We start from the raw sequence: 19336 nt of genomic DNA, 5'->3' as shown, positions 1-19336 counted from the left end.
CAAACATAAATCAATTTTATTTGACTAAACACAAACTTTTTATTAAAATGTTTGTTATTAAGAAAATAAATCATATATTTGTTTAGGAAGCGGGAATGACATGGATGTATCAGAATTATTTTGGAATGCTTCGTTAGAAGAACTAAAGAGAGGTTATATCGAAGAAAAGAATGCTTATACGTGCCTCCTATGTGGTGAGAAAATTGATAAAGGTGTGATTTATCCATACAACGATGTTCTATATGAGGCAGAACGTTTTATTCGTATTCATATCGAATTGTCTCACGAATCTGTATTTGAGTACTTACTTAGAATGGATAAGAAACTTACCGGGCTAACCGATCATCAAAAAGGACTACTCGACCTTTTTTATCAAGGAAAAACCGATACTGAGGTACAAACTGAGCTTGGAATTGGAAGTACCTCAACCATTCGCCACCATCGTTTTGCGTTAAAAGAAAAGGAACGACAAGCAAAAACATTTTTAGCATTAATGGAGCTATTAAAAGAAAAGGACGAATATGCACCAGCCTTTATTCCTGTTCATAAAACAGCGAAAATGGTCGATGAGCGTTATAACGTTACCGAAGAAGAACAATTAAAAATCATTAAGAAATTTTTCTCAAATGGTAAGTTGATGAAATTCCCTCCAAAAGAAAAACAAAGATTGGTAGCACTTCAGGAAATTGCTAAGCAGTTGAAAGTAGATTATGTTTACAACGAAAATGAATTGAATCAGTCTCTAAAGGATTTCTATGAGGATTACGTCTTGATTAGAAGATATTTAATCGAATATGGGTTTCTTGATCGTAAGCCAGACGGAAGTCAATATTGGCTAATAAAATAGATAAAGGTGATAAAGATGGAACGTAAAAAGGAATTAAAACAACAATTTAAAGAAATTGAAATAGAAGCTGGAATTTATCAAATTAAAAATACGCTAAACGGAAAAATTTTCGTTGGCAGTACTAAAAATTTGAAAACATTAAATGGATTAAGATTTATGCTTGAAACAAACGGTGGTAATTCCATCTACACAGAGGTCCAAAAAGAGTGGCAGCAATTCGGAAAAGATGCCTTTATTATTGAAGTTTTGGAGGTCTTAAAAAAGAAAGACGACCCATACTATAATGAGAAGGAAGCATTAGAGGAGCTTGAAAATAAATGGTTAGAGAAACTTCAACCATACGATGAAAAAGGCTATAACAAACGTAAACCATCATGAACATGAAAAAAGTCGATCAAGAGGATCGACTTTTTTTCATATTTTAACAGATTTCTTCACATCTGCTTCCTCTGAAATCCGGATATCTTCTCGGTATTCCACTAAGTCAATCTGGCAGCCAGGCCCAATATGAACATGTTTTCCTCGAACAGTTTTCGCTATCGTATTTTCTAGTTCGATTACATCTCCCTCAATCATATCAGCCGTAAGCTCTTTATTTAAGATGGAAAATAATTTATCTAATTGCAAGAAGCTCTGTTTATCCCTTTTCACCGAAATAGTCTCTCCTCCAATTTCTTTTACAGTTGAACGTCCACTCAAGGAAATGGCAATTGTGTCAGCATTTAAAAGACCTTCAATCGTAAAACCACCATTTAATTCGGCGTTTTCAACTTCACAGTCCCCTTCAATTTTCACCATTCCATTGAGTTGTAGTTCTTTTCCCTCAATACTGTTTAAGAAGGATGCCTTTCCGTTGATCTCCATTTTCCTAAAGGTTACACGTCCTTCATTCTTTGAATGACCATTTATCTCCATTTCTTCAGCGTAAACACTAGCATGCATCTTGGAAATGCCATTTATAACTACAACCCTGGCAGTGATATCTCCATGAATAACACCATGTCCATTGATGATTACCCGTTCAAATGAACCTCCACCTGATTTTCCATGTCCAGAAATGATTAAATCACCTTTTTGTCCTATAGCCATTTGCAAAATCCTCCCATTAGATCTTTTTGGCATCTCCAACTTTTGAGTCTTTATTTTCAAAATTCTCTCGGTACTCCACCAACCCAATTTGACACCCAGGTCCAAGCTCAATATCGTTCCCTCTGACGACTTTTGCAGTTGTATACTCTAGATAAATTGAATCACCTTCAATTAATTCAGCCTCAAGTCTGTACGTACGATTTAGTAACCCCCTACTCTTAATCGTAATCTCTTCCCCACCAATTTCCGTTACAGTACTCGGTGCAATTTGTAAATTCACACTTAATTGACCTACATTTAGGGAACCCTTGATATCAAATCCACCTTTGACGTTCATCTCTTCTACTTCTATATTTCCAGACGAATTCAAAAATCCCTTTATTTTTAAAAGTTCTGACCGAATCGACTTAACATTCAATTCACCAGCTACTTTGACCTCTTCACTTATCAGGTCTCCATCAATATCTCCCTGGCCCACCATTCGAAAAATCTCAAACGAGGCATTCCCCTGTACAGCGCAGCTCCCAGTAAATTTTCCTTCCCCGGCAGTTACATCCCCGCTAACAATCCCGTTACCAATGATGGCAACTTTTTCATAATTTCCGCCAGGATAGCTCCCATCACCAACAATTTTCAAGTCCTTCATCGCATAATTCCCCATCTCAGTACCCACTCCTCACAAACACATTAATTACTTCATTAATGACATCTTCAATTTTCAAGTGCACAGCCACCTTCGTTTTGGAATCTACAAAAAAGGGACTAGCATTTGTAACAAGTAAGACTGATGCAACACCCAATTTCCTTAATACCACAACAGAAGCATGGGTTTGTTCTAGTTTCGGGTAATAGTCCGACAATGTTTGAGTTAGCTGCTTTCCTTCTTCCCAACCAATTTCACCCGTCTCCAATGCCTTATCTAAAATATACAAATACAAAGCGGTTTGGAACGTAATCGTCTTCAAAGTTCCTTGCTGCTCTTCGTAAATTTGCATAGTATTTTTCGAAACAATGTTATGTTTCTCGAAATCTCCCTTAGACAATTCGATGTCTTTGGTACTCGGTGAGAAAGCATTGGCTAACTCATCTAAGGATAGATCCTCTTTCAACTCCTTAATCCTGTTCACTCGCTCGAGGATTTTTTCTCTTGGGAAAAATGTCTCCTGCCCTGTAAATGTAGATTTTCTTATAAACCAATCCTCGGGAATTAACTTCTTTCTCTTCCATCGATATAACTGACCATACGTAATATTCGTTTCTTCTAAAAGATCCTTTTTGGATATGAGTGTTTCATCCATCACGATCACCTCTTGTTGTCAATGTAACATAACACTGTTACGTTGTAAAGGTAATAAAAACAACAAGGTATTCGAACCTTGCTGTTTTGTTTTAGATTCTCGACAAACCCTGTGCATTACACCTCTATCTTTCCAAGGATGATCTTGATTCGGTCCTGTTCTGCCACTTTATCCTGATATTCAAAAAAACCTAGTTGATTTCCCCAAGGGTCAGAAAAAGCTCCCCATTTTACTGGTACCTCTGGTCTTGAATGAATTTCGAATTCTTCAATTCCTAACTCTTTTACAAGCCTCTCTCTTTCAGACTCAATATTGGTTACTCCAAATCGGATTGGTCCATTTCCTACCGTAGGAATGCCTTCTGCTACCTGCAACCAACACCCTGGAATTAGCTCCCACTCAGCGAATCCTTCATGGGGGATGAAATCAGGTTTCTTTTTTAATACTGTTTCATACCATTTTTGGCCATCCATAATGTTTGTCACTCTCACCTGATTCGTTATTTCAAATATCATAATCAATCCCCCAACCGTTCATTATTTGATTTACCTTTCGCCATAATAAAAACTGACATTACGCCAAATCGAATTCCAGTTCTTCTTCTCGATTCTTTCGTGATACATATGCATTCGATCATCAGAATCAGCAAAATAAGGTGTCGGTCTTACTACAAGTTTTGTTACGTCCTTAATACCATGTGGGGCAGCTAACAGAAGATTGTTACGCTCGTCTAATTTTACCCCTAGGGCCGTCGCTGTTTCTGGAAACTTTGAAATGGCATCCACCGACGAACTATAGGGAGGAAAGCCATTCTTCAAGTGCATTCTCGCCTCATTCTTGACCGACCATGGAATCGTTGGTTGCATCATTCTCAGCTTTTCTTCTAACCTCTTCTCTTCCACTTCATCTAGATTATTGGCGTCAAAATAAATGACATCCACATCAGGCATTGGCGTTCTTTCCTCAAAACCGTGTAACACATCCCAAACTTTCGACCGTACAAACCCTGCACAAATCCACCAATCTGGCAGACCTAGCTTTTTAACATTTTCTAATATCTCCATCATCCACTTGTCATTCTCTATTAATAGAAGAATCTCTTCCCTTGATAACATCAGAATAGCCCCTTTAATAAAATTACCTTTTACTCCTATTCGCTTTTTAGTGCAATTTATCCTTTTTCATCCACGAAAATATGTTAAACTATTCATTAAATTATGTGAATTAACCTCATGAAAAAGGAGCCACGCGTATGAATGATTTTTTGACCTTTTTACTGCTTTCATTATTTGTCGTTATGAGTCCTGGAATTGATACAGCCATCATTACAAAAAGAACGATTTCAGATGGACGCCAAGCGGGTTTTATAATCGCTCTTGGAATTACATCTGGCTGCTTGGTTCATACGTTTGCCGCTGCATTGGGACTTTCAGCGATATTAATGCAGTCAGCTTTTGCCTTCGAAATGATTAAATATATTGGAGCCATCTACTTGATTTACCTTGGTTTGTCCTCTTTTATCAAAAGAAAAGACAAACAAAAAGCCATGGTACAACCAGAACCAAAAAAATCGGCCTTCAAACAAGGCTTATTATCCAACGTGCTAAATCCAAAGGTCGCGGTCTTTTTCATCACATTTTTACCGCAATTTGTATCAACGGACACGAATACGACCTTACAACTTATTCTCATGGGTACGACGTACACATTGCTTTCTATCGCCTGGTTTATCGTATACGTTCTATTTATTAATATTTTACGTGAATGGCTCATGTCTCCTAAGGTCCAAGGTATCCTCGATAAAGCAACGGGGATTGTGTTGATCGGATTCGGATTGAAATTAGCAATGGATAAGCATAATTGAATAGTCTAGATCCCCCTGTTCAATTTTTTGGATATTTTCTCTCTGTAAGGAAAAAATAAACAAAAACAGCTAGGGGGGATTTTCTTTTGGAAGACAATAATTCGGAACAATTAGAAAAACTTACAGCCGCTGAAATGGGAAAGCTGTGGGCAACTTACATGGGCAATAGCATGTCGAAATGGATTCTTCTCTATTTTTTAAAGCATGTGGATGATCATGAAATAAAGAAACTGTTAGAACATGCACTCAGTCTAAGCGAGGAATTTCTACTTACGATTAAGAACATTTTTGAAAAAGAGAACTTTCCTATCCCGATTGGATTTACAGAAAAGGATGCGAATTTAAATGCACCTCGTCTTTTTGAAGACCAGTTTTACGTTCATTATTTGAAATATGCTGCCAAAGCAGGAATGAGTTTATATCTTATAGCTGTCCCATTAATGTATCGTGAAGATGTGAAGGATTTCTTCATCCATACAATGCACGCTACCATGCAATTACTGGAGGAAATCAACGACATTTTAATGAAAAAAGGATTTATTATAAAGCCCCCACTGATTCCTATACCAGAAAAGGTAGAATTTGTGGAGAGCGACTTTTTAAATGGCTATCTTGGGCATGTACGCCCTTTACACGCATTAGAAGTGACCCATCTTTATGATAATATCGAAACCAATATTGCGAGCAAGGCACTCCTACTGGGCTTTAGCCAAGTGGTACAAGACAAAAAGATCAAAGAATTGTTCCTTAGAGGATCAGAACTAACACAAAAAGCGTTGCAACAATACATGGATTATCTGAGCGAAGCTAATTTACCTTTCCCATCTACTTTGGACCATTTGGTTACCACTTCGACAGTGGCACCTTTTTCAGATAAGTTGATGCTCTACCATAAGACAGATATGTTTTCCATAAAAATTCGAAACTTTGGTAACTCTGCGGCCGTAAACGGACGACATGATATCGGCTTTATGTACACAAGGTCCTTAATTAGTTTCACGTTATTTGTGGAAGATGCTATAAAGATTACGATTAATAAGGGGTGGATGGAAAAAATACCAGAAGCGACCGACCGCAAAAAAATAATAGAAAAGCCATAAAAAGGCTTGGGAATTTTCCCAAGCCTTTTCAGAATGATGAAGAACCAAGTAATAGCTCCCATTACCAAATTTCCTTCGCCTTTTCCAGATTTTCAAAGCTAACCAAGCCTTTTTGCAATGGAAGTGGGCAGAGTTTATTATGCTGCTTAATTTTCTTATTTATTTCTTTTACTTCCTTTGCCGTTTCGCAAGCATGAACCATTCGTGAAATTTCCTTTTGCAGTTTTAACCACGGTGGCAGGTAACCAGCATCCTTGGCAATCTTTTGAAAGTGCTGAAATGTATCCATCTGAAGATAGTCTTTCGGAAGCGGCTTGCCTTTCCCTTTCACGTCGAAATTGTCCTTTTGCCCCGACCTCTCAAGAATTTCCCCAATCAAATCATTGTATTTATGTTCCATAGGTACCTCCCCATTTCCAATAACTATTCGTCATGCGGATTAATGATTGCTAATACCTGATGATCTTCCCAACGATTATTAATTTTGACATTTTTGCGTGCCATTCCTTCTTTATGAAATCCACATTTCTCAAGTACACGAATCGAACCAATATTATGTGGCATAACTCCGGCTTCAATTCGATGCAATTTCAATTCATTAAAAGCATATTCAATCAAAAGCTGTACCGCTTCCGTCATATACCCTTTTCCATTATGCTTTTGGTCAAGAAAATAACCAATGACAGCACTTTGTAGGGAGCTGCGAATAACTTGATAAAGATTGATTGTACCAATTAGGTTCTCATCTAAAAATACCCCGAAACGATATTCTTCATCTTTTTCTGCACTCAGTTTCCACTCTTCAATTAAGTGCCTTTGCTTGTCTAACGTATAGTATTCTTCTGTCCGTAACATTGAAAACTGTTCAAAGAACGGGCGATTATTCAACTGTAACTCTAGTAAACTATCTGCATCAGCTACATTAAGTTCTCTTAAATATGTTTGATTTCCTCGTAACACGTGCATCACCTCTGGTACCATCATGCCATAACCTTAAGTAAAATGAAAATATTTCGAAAACACAAATCTTTTTCTGACTTCATTCATATAATGTTTATTAACCTTACTTTTACGATAGGGGGGATGTTAATGACAGGATTTAATTATCGCGATTTTTATCAAATTACACCTATTCCCATTAACGAATCCGATTTACAAGCAATTGAATGTGAAGACAAATATGAAAAAATGTTTGCAGGTTTTACCCATTGGTTGCTAGCATTAGAAGGCCTTGAAGCTCGTGAAAAAAAATACGCTTGGCGAGTCGTAATCTTTCCTTCAAATGAAATAGGCTCATTTAATCAATTTCTTCCCTACTTTCAATCTCCTTATCATGCAACCTTTCATGAAGCTATTGCCTGTTTAAGAGAAATGGAATTAAAAGCAAAAAACGACCAGCTCATCGCCACTCCATACTTGCCACAATTATAGAGGATCATTCCTCACTCCTTTTGTCATCCCTTGTGAAAAAAGTACATACCTTTTACTCCACATAAAAAGGGCAAAGAACTTAGTCCTCCACCCCTCGTCTATTCCTTATGCTAACCTAAAGACAATTCCATGACCGCCTTTCGGATATTCCCATCGGATATTTTGATGTGGACATCCAATTCGACAGCTTCCACACTCATGGCAGCCTTCATAGCCTACATGCATGCGAATGTCTTCCCATTTGTAGATTTCTGCTGGACAAAAAATCGTACAAATTTTATCAGGACATTGGGTTAAACAAATATCTTCGTCTTTCACATGAAGATGTGATTTCGTATCTGCGTTAAAGCGCACAAGATATTGCTTCGCTTCAATGGACTGAGCGTTTTTCTGTTCCCCCATTATTTGACCACCTTCCAAGCTCGATAAATATCACGAGCAAGTTTCATTTTTTCTTTGGTAGAGCCAAGATCCTTCATAATTTTCTTCTGTTTTTCCCATTTGGACGAACCATCAACAGTAAACATTTGACTGGCTGCCCGATTGATCATTGGAATATACTGCTCGAAGTATTGAGGGAACTTTTCGAAATGATGAGTGGAGTCCTTGTATTTTTTCATATCCTGGCCGACAAATCCGTCCAATAATTTGACGCGATAATGATCAAGCCTTCTTTCTGAGAAATCTCCTGCTTCTTTCGCTAAAAGAACAGTTTCTGCTGCAAGCCTTCCCGATGTCATAGCTAAGTTCGAACCTTCTCGATGAATCGCATTGACAAGTTGAGAAGCATCGCCAATGACAATAACGCCATCACCTACAATTTTCCCCATTGAATTGTAGCCACCTTCAGGAATGAGGTGAGCTAAGTATTCTTGTGGTTCGCTTCCTTGAATATAAGGTCGTATCATTGGATGATTTTTCACATATTCTAATAATTCGTAAGGCTTAATTTTATGTTTGATTAACCCTGATAAAAGTGTTCCTACACCAAGGCTCAATGTGTCCTTATTTGTGTAAAGAAATCCTGTGCCAACAATCCCTTTTGTCGCATCGCCAAACAATTCAATCGTACAGCCTTGATTTTCTTCTAAATTGAATCGGTCCTCGATGACTTTTTTATCAAGCTTGAGCACTTCCATCGTTGCTAATGCTACTTCATTCGGCTTATATTCTTTATGAAAACCTAATGACTGTGCCAATAATGAATTCACACCATCAGCAAGTACGACGACATCTGCATACACTTCTCCATCAGGACGGTCTGTTCTCACCCCAACGACTTTTCCATCCTCGACAATGCATTCAAGAACGACTGTCTCATTGATTAATATCGCTCCCTGTTGAACCGCTTTGTCTGCAAACCATTGGTCAAATTTTGCTCGTAATACCGTAAAGTTGTTATACGGCTCCTTCCCCCATTCCAAACCTTTGTAGCTAAAAGTAAGGGCGGACTCTTTTTCCATCATCATAAATCGTTGTTCCACTATAGGTCGCTCAAGTGGTGCTTCCTTATAAAACTCTGGGATAATATCCTCCATCATCTTTCGATACAAGACGCCACCCATAACGTTCTTAGAACCTGGGTATTCGCCTCGTTCAATTAATAGGACATTCGCTCCTCCTTTTGCTAGGTCATGAGCACACGATATGCCAGCTGGGCCTGCTCCTACAACAATTGCATCAAACTTCTCTGACATGACTTACCTCCTCCCTCGTCAATGCATTTTTAAATCCTTCGATTAAGATCGGAACAATTTCAAAGGCATCCCCAACAATGCCGTAATGACATGCTTCAAAAATCGCAGCCTCACTGTCATTGTTAATCGCAATAATTAATCCAGCGTTTTTCATGCCAACGATATGCTGAATTGCTCCTGAAATTCCGATCGCAAAATAGATTTTCGGGGTAACGGTTACGCCCGTTTGTCCGACTTGATGAGCATGCGCGACCCATCCAGCCTCCACCACATCACGACTAGCGCCAACTACTCCACCTAATGTTTCGGCTAGTCTATGAATGAGCTGAAAGCCTTCTGCACTCCCTAAACCTTTTCCACCAGCAACAATAATATCAGCTTCATCAATACGCACCTTTTTTGTTGTTTCCTTCACAATCTCTAACACTTTTGTGCGAATATCCTCTTCCGCTAAGTCTATATGTTCCTCAATCACAGTCCCTTTTCGGCCTTGGACAGGCGCGAGCGCTTTCATAACTTTCGCTCGAACAGTAGCCATTTGAGGGCGATACTTCTTACACAAAATCGTCGCCATAATATTTCCACCGAAGGCAGGACGACTTGCTAAAAGTAATCCTGTATCCTCCTCGACATCTAACTCTGTCGTGTCCGCTGTTAGTCCAGTTGGAAGGTCTGTCGCGACAGCACTCGCCAAGTCTTTTCCCGTAGAAGTTGCTCCGTATAAAATAATTTCCGGCTTATATTTGTTTGAGCAATGAAGCAATGCCTTCATAAAGGATTCAGTGCGATAATGCTTGAAAATAGGCTGGTCATAGACGTAAACAATATCTGCCCCATATTCAAATAACGTCGAAGTCAGGTGTTTAATATTTTCACCAATCAACACACCTGCAAGCTCGGAACCCCTTTTATCAGCCAACTTTCTACCAGCTCCTAATAATTCAAGAGAAACCGGAGCAATTACGCCATCCTTTTCCTCAATGAACACCCAAACATCCTTGTAATCTTGGAAATCCATTAAGATTCCTCCTTCACAGTAAACAATTCTTTCTTTTCTAGAATGATAGAAAGCAATTGTTCTACTTGTTCCTTTGCATCGCCTTCCAAGAGTGTGCCACCTTCCGGCTTTGATGGTGTCCATACTTTTGAAACGATCGTTGGCGAGCCCTTCAAGCCTAATTGTTTAATATCCACATTCTCTAAATCATCAACAGACCAAATATGGGGTTCGTATTTTGCTGCCTTTAACATGTTGGGGAAAGATGAATATGGGACTTCATTAATTGTTTTTTCAACGGAGAGAAGGCATGGCAAAGTCGATTGAACCACTTCATGACCGTCCTCAAACTTTCGGTGAACAATGGCATAGCCCTGTTCTTGATTGACCTCCACGACCTTATTCACAGATGTAAGTGGCGGAATATCAAGACGTCTTGCAATCCCTGGTCCCACTTGTCCTGTATCCCCGTCAATGGACATTTTTCCGCAAATTATCAAGTCAACAGGATTTGTTTTGGAAATCTTTTCGATCGCTTTTGTAACTGCATAGCTTGTGGCAAGAGTGTCTGCTCCTGCAAATCTTCGATCGGTGATTAAATATCCCTCATCTGCACCAATCTCAATACATTTTTTGATCGCTTTTACCGCTGGTGGTGGACCCATCGTCACGACGGAAACAGTCCCACCATAACGATTTCTTATTCTGACCGCCTCTTCAACCGCATGTGCATCATAAGGATTTAGTATTGCTGGAGCAGTTCTTCGGTCCATCGTGTTTGTTTTCGGATTCATTTTTATGATTTTCGTATCCGGTACCTGTTTAATACAAGCTACGATGTGTAGCATGTCACGCCCCCCTTTTTATAAAAATCCAAGTTATTCCTAGCCTGTTTACTTCTATCTATATTATTGTTTGGCTATTTACATGCGAACAAAATAAAAGAGAAGAGCACATGCCCTCCTCATTCATCATTTATTTCACCGTCTCCGATTTCATCTTCCTCTTCAATTTCTTCTATTTCTTCTCCTTCTTCAGGCATTTCATCGTCCCCGCAGCCTGCAAGCGAGAAAAGCGATGCACTGAAAAATAGAGCATATAAAAATTTCTTCATTTTCTATCAACCTCCGTCTTTTTATCCTTTCTCAAAAAGGAAAGAATATGCGGAAATTAGATAGCCATAAAAGAAAATATCATCTACAATGGAAATTGTTGTTATATAAGTTACATTCATAAAGATGAAATTCTGGTAGGTGAATTTAGTGAGTCATGATAATTGGATAGCACTAACGAAGGAATACGTTCATAACGAATTACAGAATGATCCAAGTGGTCATGACTGGTGGCATATTGCCCGTGTAACAGAAATGGCAAGAAGAATTGCGACAGAGGAAAAAGCTGATTTATTTATTTGTGAAATGGCAGCGTTGCTACATGATATTGCGGATGAAAAATTAAATGCATCTGAAGTAGAAGGTTTGAAAAAAGTTACGAATTGGTTAGAAAGCATTGGGGTTGAGCAATCAGTAATTGAAAAAATCATTGCGATTATTTCAACCATCTCTTTTAAAGGTGGTGGACAACCTGCTCTGACTTCACTTGAAGCCAAAGTCGTACAAGACGCGGACCGTTTAGATGCACTAGGAGCAATTGGAATCGCACGCACCTTTGCTTATGCTGGTTCTAAAGGCGATTTAATCCATGATCCTGCTATCAAACCAAGAGAATCGATGACAAAAGAGGAATATCGAAACGGCAAGTCAACGGCAATCAATCACTTTTATGAAAAACTATTAAAACTGAAGGATAGAATCAATACGGATTACGCGAAGAAGATTGCAGAGGAACGACATCAATTTATGGAAGAATACTTGCGCGTCTTCTTTTCTGAGTGGAAAGATTAATAATTTTAGAGTGGACTCCGCTAAAAAGGAGTCCCCTTTTATTAATACACTTTCCATCCCTTCCGAGAACATAGGGAAGTAATATGGGCAAGATGATGACGTCCATGCCAGGAATACAATCCGATGTTTTTTGCCACCGCTGTTAGCCCTGAATCAGGGTGAACGAATGTTTTTTCTAAGTCTTCTGGACCTAAACTGTTTAAAATTTTCACTAAACGTAAATGCACATTTTCTAATATAGCTAACGAAACTTCAACTGGTAACTCGGAGTCTGGTAATTTCGCCCACTCCGCTTCTTCATATGGCTTAATGATCGGGTTCTCCTCTGTTAAAGCTAACTTAAATCGAATATATGCATTCATATGACTATCCGCTAAATGATGAACAACCTGTCGTACTGTCCACCCTCCATCACGATAAGGGGTATCAAGCTGTTCATCGTTTAGTACCTCAACCGCTTCCCGTAATTGTCCAGGTAATTGATCCACGTCTTCGATCCACCCCTGCACGAGATCCATAGTGATTTCACTATCTACTTGAAATTTCCCAATTGGGTACCTTACATCCATCTATCTTTCCTCCTTAACAAAACGCTATATAAGAATATGTTCGATACATCTCCGGTAAAATCCTTTTTTACAAGCCTTTGAAAAAAACAAAAAGAATCAGTAAGATGATCAAGCCGATGATAATAAAAGGTCCTAATCCAGAACTAAACACGATGTACACCTTTATATGTCGAATCGCAATAACAATAATAAATACCAGTAAGAAGACAGCAAGTAGAGCAACAATTGGCATGTTTCGGTTTCTTCTCATTGGTTTCAGCTCCTCACAGAAGCTTTTTTATGACATTTCTATTCTCATCCCTATGTACTATGGATCTTGTATTATTCTTAAGAAGTTCGAAAAATGCGTTGAGGTTGGAGAACAAGTCGTCCTATACATTTGAAATTAAGACAAAAAGAAGCCGTCCAACCGAAGCCAAATAGACCGATAGGACAGCTTTCATTTGTTTATTTTCCGTTCTTTATTTTAGGGGCAATTAACTCAATCCGATTTGTCCAAATTTGTCCACCAAAATCAGAAGGTAATCGCTCTAAATCTTCTAAAGTATCAAATCCTTCAGACCAAGCTCCGTCGCCTGCTACAATGGCTACGTTCGTACCAACTGACTCCATTCGCTCCACAAATTTGTTAGGCCATCCCCACATCCAACGAGCATACCTCTCAGGTAGATGTAGTTGTGTATTTTCACAAGCATTCGGGATATAGCCTGTCCATCCAACTGCTATGTATGGTAGCATACACCTTTTCAAGGTCGCCATCGACATAACCGGGATTTCCGGTATTTGCTTCTTTAATGCCGCCATTGGTACATCATCGCCATAAACCGTAATTAACTTCCGTTGCTCCGGCGCTAGATCTTTTAAATACTGTGCCAAGAGTTCACCATCCTCTTGCTCACTACTCTTAATATGAATAAGAAATGACCGTTCCGGAAATTGTGTCAACACTTCAGTTAAAGAAGGCATTAACCCTAACCCTTTTCCGCGAAAAGGAAAGGTTTTACCTCCATCAGCAGTGTAGCCGTATCCGACATCCAATTGTTTCAATTCTTCCATCGTATAATCAGAAACCGAACCCTTGCCATCGGTTCGGCAAGACAATTCAAAATCATGAAAAACAGCTAATTGATTATCTTTTGTTCTTTTTATATCAAATTCGACCACATCGGCTCCAGCTGCAAAAGCCGCTTCCATGGAAGGGATTGTGTTTTCAAGATAGGAATGCTCTGGTTCATTTATAATTTCAGCCGTACACGTATCCCATTCAATTCCCTCCATCGGAAAGGTTTGCGCCATCCCACGATGCGCAAGCAGTGTAGGATTTCCCGTTTTTACAAATAAGGATGTATTGTTCAAAAAAATAAAGACCATTAGCAACAATACGAGTGCCCCTACGATTTTTAATTTCTTTTTCATTAACGAATCCTCCGTAGTTAATTCTTCAGCCCTGACATACCATCAGTAAGTTGCCATCTAGATCCTTGAAAACGAAGAATTGTTCATGCTCTATCTCTGTAACAAGCTCCACTCCATGCTCCTTCATAAATTCATAAGATGCATGGATGTCATCTGTTCCAAACTGAATCACTGGTACATTTATTCTTGGCACTTTTCCCATTTCATCTTTCCACATTGGCATTGTATCAAGGATAAGTCCTGCACCTTCCATTTTAGCAACAAACAAATGCTCAAAAAAATCCTCGCCATCCTCCAAGCCTAGAATCATAGTGTACCATTCTTTTGCCTTTTGTATATCTGTGACAGGTATAAACACGAGATTGATTTTGTTTTTAATTGGACTTTTCATTGTCTCATCCTCCCCTAATATTGGTTTCGCCAAAAAACCTAGACCTCCTTCTAATTCCTAAAAATTCTAGGTAACTAGTTCGAAAAGCCGACCAACTTTTGACCTAAAAATATTTACAAAATTCAAATATATTATTAATAGACTATTAAACTACCAAAAATATAATAGGCAATGAAGTTAATTTAAGGAGGGAAAATCATGTTGTCAAAAAAGTGGAAAAAGAAACTCGTCCCATTGGTAGTAGTATCTGCTGTAGCAACTGGAAGTCTAATGGGGAGCATCCTGCCGGTAGATGCAAAGCAGGAACATTCAAACGCAAAAATCAAGAATGTCATTGTTCTAATCGGAGACGGTATGGGAGTCTCTTACACGTCAGCCCATCGTTATTTAAAAGATACGGCAAAATCAAAATTTGTTGATACAACAGGATTCGATCCCTATCTCATTGGTCAGCAAATAACTTACCCAGAAGACCCTGCTCAAAATATTACCGATTCTGCTTCCGCAGCAACCGCCATGTCTGCGGGAATCAAAACATATAACAATGCCATCGCAGTTGATAATGATGGAACTAACGTGAAAACAGTGCTTGAAGCTGCTAAAGAACAAGGGAAAGCGACTGGACTCGTGGCAACTTCTGAAATCACACATGCTACGCCTGCATCCTTTGGTTCACACGATCATAGTCGTCAAAATATGAACGCTATCGCTGATGATTATTTCGATGACTTAGTCAAAGGAAAGCATAAAATTGACGTTCTACTTGGTGGTGGAACAGACCTTTTTATCCGAAATGACCGAAATCTTGTGGATGAGTTTAAAGAAGATGGATTTAGTTATGTAACAAATAAGAAGGATTTATTAAAAGACAGAAATGATCAGGTACTTGGTCTATTTGCCCCAAGAGGCATGGCGAAAATGATTGACCGCACTGAGGATACTCCTTCATTGGAAGACATGACAAACTCTGCAATCCAACGGCTAAGCAAGGACAAGGATGGCTTCTTTTTAATGGTAGAAGGAAGTCAAATCGACTGGGCTGGCCATGACAATGACATTGTTGGTGCGATGAGTGAAATGGAAGACTTCGAAAAAGCGTTCGAAGCAGCCATAAATTTTGCAAAAAAAGACAAGCACACTTTAGTAGTTGCAACAGCGGACCATTCTACAGGTGGATTCTCTATCGGTGCAAATGGTATCTATAACTGGTATCCAGAAGCACTAAAAGCAGCGAAACGTACGCCTGATTTTATGGCAGAGAAAATTGTTGCTGGTGCTAGTGTAGAAGAGACATTGAAGCAATACATTGATCTTGAATTAACTAAAGAAGAAATTCAATCTGTGAAAACAGCTGCTGCCACAAAGCAAATCGTGGAAATCGATAATGCGATTGAAGAAATCTTTGATACTCGCTCTAACACAGGTTGGACGACTGGTGGTCACACTGGAGAAGATGTTCCGGTTTTTGCATATGGCCCTTCCTCTGACAAATTTGCTGGACAAATTGACAATACCGACATCGCCAAAAATATCTTTGAAATACTAAAATATAGAATTTCGATCAAGGACAGATAGAAATACGTTACGCTTGGAGGGTGTTCGTGTGAAAAGAGAATTTAATCTTGTGTTTCTAAGTGCACTTTTGTTAGTAGGATGCTCAGACGATAATAACTTAGCTGAGGCACGTGTAGTAGAAGCCGAATCAACTTTTTCAACTGAATACAGTCCCAATCCACAGGTACCAGATGACCGTTCCTTAATGGAAATCGGGCAAACAGTTTCTGATAAAAAAGGTGAAGCCACTTTAGAAGCTATCTCAGAAATTGGTGATACATTTGAGTTCGGCCCAATTCGTCTCACTATCAAAGAGATGAAACAAATTCATTTACGACCTGATTATAGTTTAATCGACTATTTTCATGTCCTGACACACGAAGAGGAATTTGATTTCGTGAAAGTATTCGTACAGGTCGAAAATACCTCAACTGAGCCAGTACATTTTGCCCCCGTAGCCAAAATGAAAACCAACCTAGGAGAGGAATTCGATTGGCACGAGGATATTTATCTTGAAGAGCTGAACGGCGAACTTCTAGGGAAAGAAGTCAAACAAGGAAATATCGGATTCATTGTCCATACCCCTGGCACTCTCGAGTGGATCTTACTTAATACGAGCGATATTTTTAATAAAAGTGAAATGAAGATCTTTAATTCTCAAGAAATCAAGCTGACCTTTTAGTTTGGAACATTTACCTGTGATTGGAATTCAATTGTTGAATCATCCTATTAATGGAGGTGACGACAATGAAGGACAGTAATCCAATCGAATATACAGGAAAGGTTTTGGACAAAAGAAATACCTTGACGGCCCCTGCTGGTGAAAATTATCCTAAGCCACCAAGTAAACGGGTCCCGATTCAAGAACCAAGTAACCCTAATAACCCTTAACCTTAAAGGCTGCCAAGTGCAGCCTTTTTTATCATGATCCATTGCACCGCTGCATTAAAATCACTAGTGACAAAATCTGGCTGTATTTCGCCCCAACGACCAGTATATTCACTGTTTATGTATTGCTCATAAGCACTTGTTCCACTTCCGGTTTTGACTAATATTTTCATACACCCTACTTCATCAGCAGCAATCAAATCTGTCCATCGATCACCTATAACGATGCATTTCTTCAGGTCGAGATGATTCTCCTCTGCCGCTTTTAAAAGCATCCCTGGGGATGGTTTTCTGCATTCACACCCTTCTGTATGCTGATGAGGACAAATATAAAATTTATCTACTCCAAAACGACTTAATTCTTTTTCAAAATCCCCAATCACAGCTTCGCCTCGAGCAATTCCTGGTTGATTGGTGAAAGAACAGGTTAAAACACCAGCATCTTTTAGTACGCGAATGGACTCCTCAACCCCAGGGAATAACTCAAATTCACCAGGATAGATAACCGTTTCATTCCCACCAATTGTTCCATCTCTATCTATAAAAACCGCTTGGATATTCAATTGTTTCCCCTCCGAACCATTTAACTATCTATGTTTATTCGGCATATACTTCATCCATTTCTTTAGCTTGATATGAGAGATGATGTAACCAATCCCTGATACCACTAATATTCCACCAAAAATCTGTGTAATAAGAGAATGCTCTAAATAGATCCCTACTCCAATTCCAACTATACCAAGAAATACAAATTGGAATAACTGCTTTTTCCGACTTTCATAGATCTGAAATTGAAAATGTCGTCTTTGTTCTACCTCTTTCAAAGCCTCTAACTTTCGAGGCATGTTTATAAAATCCGTGATTGTATGAAAGATCTTAAATAGAGGCTGTGATTGAAACCAACGCCAAGCAAAGGCCCATTTTGCATTTCCTTGTTGATTAAGCCATCTTAAAAAGATAGGCTTAGCCATTTCCACTAGGTCGCCTTCTGGCACAAGATGCTGTATGATCCCTTCAACTGTAACAAAAGCTCGTCCCAAAAATACAAAACGAGTAGGAACCTGGATTGGCAAAACATGAACCATTTCATACAATTCCTTTTTCAACGCAAAAATATCAATAGCTTTTAATTGATTCAACTGAAATGAGGCCATTTCTGCTAGAAACTTTTCTATCACACGAGCATCTGCCTCAGGCAACAAGAACCCTAAATGCCTTAGACATTCAACTGCTTTCGCGTAATTTTTTGAAAGTATATTTTCGATTAACTCCTGAAAACAGTTAGCATCCTGTTTGCTAATATCTCCGACCATACCATAATCGAGTAAAATAATTTTCCCTTGTTTTGTCACGAGTATATTACCAGGATGAGGATCGGCATGAAAAGTACCTGGCTCTAGCCACTGAGGCAGGAAGAGCTCTATTAGGTGTTTGACCAATTCATTGCGATTTACTCCCATCTCCAAAAGCGCATTCTCATTTGTAATACGCTCGCCTATTATCCAATCCATGACGAGCACCTTTGAAGTGCTGAGTTCAGGATAAACGTTAGGTATCACAACATATGCCTTATCTTTAAATCGCTCTCTAAAGTACAACTGCGTTTGTAGTTCTACGTTAAAATCAAGCTCCCTTCCAATCACTTGCTTTAACTCCCGATATAACACTTTAAAATTGATGAATCCTTTTGGAACAGGAACGAGATGGTCCAATATCCAAATGATGATTTTCAATGTATGAAAATCTGTTTGAATGATTGATTGAATATTAGGTCGCTGTACTTTAATGGCAACTTGCTTTCCACTTTTTAAAACTCCCTTATACACTTCGCCGATTGAAGCAGAAGCGATCGCCTCTTGTTCAATCGATTGAAGAAACTCTTGTACAGGCCCGCCCCATTCAGACTCAAGAACTTGTTCAATTTCATCCCATGTAGACGGAGGAACGTGATCCGCAAGGTCTTCGATCTGCTTGATGAAACTCTCGGGAAGCAAATCTGCTCGAGTACTTAGGATTTGCCCAATTTTAATCAATAACCCCTCTAATTCAAACAGTGTTTTTCGAAATCGTTCTCCGATTTCACTCCAAAGCCTGTCCCATTCGGATGGGGGTTTCTTCGTAATTTTAAACCGGTATATTTGAAAAATGATGCCGAAAGCAAGCCTCAATATTTTACCCATCCGTACAAATCGATTCGTCTTCATGAAGAACCCTCTCTCTATTTAGAACTCTATGTAAAATACGATCTACCTTTAACAAAGATTCATCTAAAAAGCATTCCACTTATTTTG

General features: G+C 38.9%; 27 protein-coding genes. 9 read left to right on the top strand and 18 right to left on the bottom strand.

What is annotated here, in order from left to right; all coding sequences use genetic code 11:
- Positions 1 to 100: 100 nt before the first annotated feature.
- A complete protein-coding gene (locus FAR12_RS04215) occupies positions 101 to 847 on the top strand; it encodes a DUF2087 domain-containing protein (RefSeq protein ID WP_126406658.1) in 747 nt (248 codons plus the stop codon).
- 15 nt (positions 848 to 862) lie between these two features.
- Positions 863 to 1225, top strand: coding sequence for a GIY-YIG nuclease family protein (locus tag FAR12_RS04210; RefSeq protein ID WP_126406656.1), 363 nt, complete (start codon positions 863 to 865; stop codon positions 1223 to 1225).
- A gap of 36 nt (positions 1226 to 1261) precedes the next feature.
- Here the strand turns inward: FAR12_RS04210 and FAR12_RS04205 are convergent, their stop codons facing one another.
- The 5 genes from FAR12_RS04205 to FAR12_RS04185 all read right to left on the bottom strand — a co-directional run bounded on the left by FAR12_RS04205 (position 1262) and on the right by FAR12_RS04185 (position 4355).
- Positions 1262 to 1936 carry a polymer-forming cytoskeletal protein gene (locus tag FAR12_RS04205; RefSeq protein ID WP_170972084.1) on the bottom strand — a complete coding sequence of 225 codons (675 nt, stop codon included), beginning with the start codon at positions 1934 to 1936 and terminating at the stop codon, positions 1262 to 1264.
- Between the two features lie 16 nt (positions 1937 to 1952).
- Positions 1953 to 2597, bottom strand: a complete 645-nt coding sequence (locus FAR12_RS04200) for a hypothetical protein (protein ID WP_126406652.1) — start codon at positions 2595 to 2597, stop codon at positions 1953 to 1955.
- A 1-nt stretch (position 2598) separates the two neighbouring features.
- Complete coding sequence (locus tag FAR12_RS04195) at positions 2599 to 3234, bottom strand: YhbD family protein (protein ID WP_126406650.1); 636 nt, start codon at positions 3232 to 3234, stop codon at positions 2599 to 2601.
- Positions 3235 to 3350: 116 nt separating this feature from the next.
- Positions 3351 to 3749, bottom strand: coding sequence for a VOC family protein (locus FAR12_RS04190; RefSeq protein ID WP_126406648.1), 399 nt, complete (start codon positions 3747 to 3749; stop codon positions 3351 to 3353).
- Between the two features lie 30 nt (positions 3750 to 3779).
- Positions 3780 to 4355 carry a nucleotidyltransferase family protein gene (locus FAR12_RS04185; protein WP_126406646.1) on the bottom strand — a complete coding sequence of 192 codons (576 nt, stop codon included), beginning with the start codon at positions 4353 to 4355 and terminating at the stop codon, positions 3780 to 3782.
- Positions 4356 to 4486: 131 nt separating this feature from the next.
- On the opposite strand from FAR12_RS04185, the gene FAR12_RS04180 reads away from it, so the two are divergent.
- Together FAR12_RS04180 and FAR12_RS04175 are read left to right on the top strand one after the other, a co-directional pair.
- Complete coding sequence (locus FAR12_RS04180; protein ID WP_126406644.1) at positions 4487 to 5098, top strand: LysE family translocator; 612 nt, start codon at positions 4487 to 4489, stop codon at positions 5096 to 5098.
- Between the two features lie 86 nt (positions 5099 to 5184).
- Positions 5185 to 6198 (top strand): DUF3231 family protein, encoded by a 1014-nt coding sequence (locus tag FAR12_RS04175; protein WP_281275631.1) that lies wholly within the window; start codon positions 5185 to 5187, stop codon positions 6196 to 6198.
- Positions 6199 to 6259: 61 nt separating this feature from the next.
- Here the strand turns inward: FAR12_RS04175 and FAR12_RS04170 are convergent, their stop codons facing one another.
- Positions 6260 to 6598: a DnaJ family domain-containing protein gene (locus tag FAR12_RS04170; RefSeq protein WP_126406642.1), complete on the bottom strand. Its 339-nt coding sequence runs from the start codon at positions 6596 to 6598 to the stop codon at positions 6260 to 6262.
- 23 nt (positions 6599 to 6621) lie between these two features.
- Positions 6622 to 7158 carry a GNAT family N-acetyltransferase gene (locus FAR12_RS04165; protein ID WP_126406734.1) on the bottom strand — a complete coding sequence of 179 codons (537 nt, stop codon included), beginning with the start codon at positions 7156 to 7158 and terminating at the stop codon, positions 6622 to 6624.
- A 129-nt stretch (positions 7159 to 7287) separates the two neighbouring features.
- On the opposite strand from FAR12_RS04165, the gene FAR12_RS04160 reads away from it, so the two are divergent.
- A complete protein-coding gene (locus FAR12_RS04160) occupies positions 7288 to 7629 on the top strand; it encodes a hypothetical protein (RefSeq protein WP_126406640.1) in 342 nt (113 codons plus the stop codon).
- Between the two features lie 105 nt (positions 7630 to 7734).
- Here FAR12_RS04160 and FAR12_RS04155 read toward each other — a convergent pair whose 3' ends face one another.
- From FAR12_RS04155 to FAR12_RS23290, 5 genes are all read right to left on the bottom strand, one after another.
- Complete coding sequence (locus FAR12_RS04155; protein ID WP_170972083.1) at positions 7735 to 8031, bottom strand: ferredoxin family protein; 297 nt, start codon at positions 8029 to 8031, stop codon at positions 7735 to 7737.
- The gene (locus FAR12_RS04150; RefSeq protein WP_126406636.1) at positions 8031 to 9326 is read right to left on the bottom strand and encodes an FAD-dependent oxidoreductase; all 1296 of its coding nucleotides are present in this window, start codon (positions 9324 to 9326) and stop codon (positions 8031 to 8033) included. Before FAR12_RS04150 ends, FAR12_RS04155 begins: the two co-directional genes overlap by 1 nt.
- On the bottom strand, positions 9310 to 10344 hold the full coding sequence (locus tag FAR12_RS04145) for an electron transfer flavoprotein subunit alpha/FixB family protein (RefSeq protein WP_126406634.1): 1035 nt from the start codon (positions 10342 to 10344) through the stop codon (positions 9310 to 9312). Before FAR12_RS04145 ends, FAR12_RS04150 begins: the two co-directional genes overlap by 17 nt.
- Complete coding sequence (locus FAR12_RS04140; RefSeq protein ID WP_126406631.1) at positions 10344 to 11171, bottom strand: electron transfer flavoprotein subunit beta/FixA family protein; 828 nt, start codon at positions 11169 to 11171, stop codon at positions 10344 to 10346. The genes FAR12_RS04145 and FAR12_RS04140 overlap by 1 nt, the downstream gene beginning before the upstream one ends.
- A 116-nt stretch (positions 11172 to 11287) precedes the next feature.
- The gene (locus FAR12_RS23290) at positions 11288 to 11437 is read right to left on the bottom strand and encodes a hypothetical protein (protein ID WP_170972082.1); all 150 of its coding nucleotides are present in this window, start codon (positions 11435 to 11437) and stop codon (positions 11288 to 11290) included.
- Positions 11438 to 11585: 148 nt separating this feature from the next.
- Here FAR12_RS23290 and FAR12_RS04135 point away from each other — a divergent pair, with 148 nt between their 5' ends.
- Entirely contained in the window at positions 11586 to 12227 is a 642-nt protein-coding gene (locus FAR12_RS04135; protein ID WP_246010289.1) for an HD domain-containing protein, read from the top strand.
- 41 nt (positions 12228 to 12268) lie between these two features.
- On the opposite strand, the gene FAR12_RS04130 is transcribed toward FAR12_RS04135, so the two are convergent.
- From FAR12_RS04130 to FAR12_RS04115, 4 genes are all read right to left on the bottom strand, one after another.
- Positions 12269 to 12796 carry a YfiT family bacillithiol transferase gene (locus FAR12_RS04130; RefSeq protein ID WP_126406629.1) on the bottom strand — a complete coding sequence of 176 codons (528 nt, stop codon included), beginning with the start codon at positions 12794 to 12796 and terminating at the stop codon, positions 12269 to 12271.
- 67 nt (positions 12797 to 12863) lie between these two features.
- Positions 12864 to 13046 carry a hypothetical protein gene (locus tag FAR12_RS04125; protein ID WP_126406626.1) on the bottom strand — a complete coding sequence of 61 codons (183 nt, stop codon included), beginning with the start codon at positions 13044 to 13046 and terminating at the stop codon, positions 12864 to 12866.
- 197 nt (positions 13047 to 13243) lie between these two features.
- Entirely contained in the window at positions 13244 to 14212 is a 969-nt protein-coding gene (locus tag FAR12_RS04120; protein ID WP_126406623.1) for a glycerophosphodiester phosphodiesterase family protein, read from the bottom strand.
- A gap of 25 nt (positions 14213 to 14237) precedes the next feature.
- Positions 14238 to 14603, bottom strand: a complete 366-nt coding sequence (locus FAR12_RS04115; RefSeq protein WP_126406730.1) for a VOC family protein — start codon at positions 14601 to 14603, stop codon at positions 14238 to 14240.
- 198 nt (positions 14604 to 14801) lie between these two features.
- On the opposite strand from FAR12_RS04115, the gene FAR12_RS04110 reads away from it, so the two are divergent.
- The 3 genes from FAR12_RS04110 to FAR12_RS23285 all read left to right on the top strand — a co-directional run bounded on the left by FAR12_RS04110 (position 14802) and on the right by FAR12_RS23285 (position 17048).
- Positions 14802 to 16178, top strand: coding sequence for an alkaline phosphatase (locus FAR12_RS04110; RefSeq protein WP_126406620.1), 1377 nt, complete (start codon positions 14802 to 14804; stop codon positions 16176 to 16178).
- Positions 16179 to 16206: 28 nt separating this feature from the next.
- Positions 16207 to 16839 (top strand): hypothetical protein, encoded by a 633-nt coding sequence (locus FAR12_RS04105; protein WP_126406617.1) that lies wholly within the window; start codon positions 16207 to 16209, stop codon positions 16837 to 16839.
- 65 nt (positions 16840 to 16904) lie between these two features.
- Positions 16905 to 17048, top strand: coding sequence for a hypothetical protein (locus FAR12_RS23285; protein WP_170972081.1), 144 nt, complete (start codon positions 16905 to 16907; stop codon positions 17046 to 17048).
- A 2-nt stretch (positions 17049 to 17050) separates the two neighbouring features.
- Here FAR12_RS23285 and FAR12_RS04100 read toward each other — a convergent pair whose 3' ends face one another.
- Together FAR12_RS04100 and FAR12_RS04095 are read right to left on the bottom strand one after the other, a co-directional pair.
- Complete coding sequence (locus tag FAR12_RS04100) at positions 17051 to 17608, bottom strand: HAD-IIIA family hydrolase (RefSeq protein ID WP_126406614.1); 558 nt, start codon at positions 17606 to 17608, stop codon at positions 17051 to 17053.
- A gap of 24 nt (positions 17609 to 17632) precedes the next feature.
- A complete protein-coding gene (locus FAR12_RS04095; protein ID WP_126406611.1) occupies positions 17633 to 19249 on the bottom strand; it encodes an ABC1 kinase family protein in 1617 nt (538 codons plus the stop codon).
- Between the last annotated feature and the right edge of the window lie 87 nt (positions 19250 to 19336).

It is taken from the genome of Bacillus yapensis, assembly GCF_005280205.1.
Lineage (GTDB): Bacteria > Bacillota > Bacilli > Bacillales > Cytobacillaceae > Robertmurraya > Robertmurraya yapensis.
This window is presented reverse-complemented; position numbering and strand designations above follow the sequence as displayed.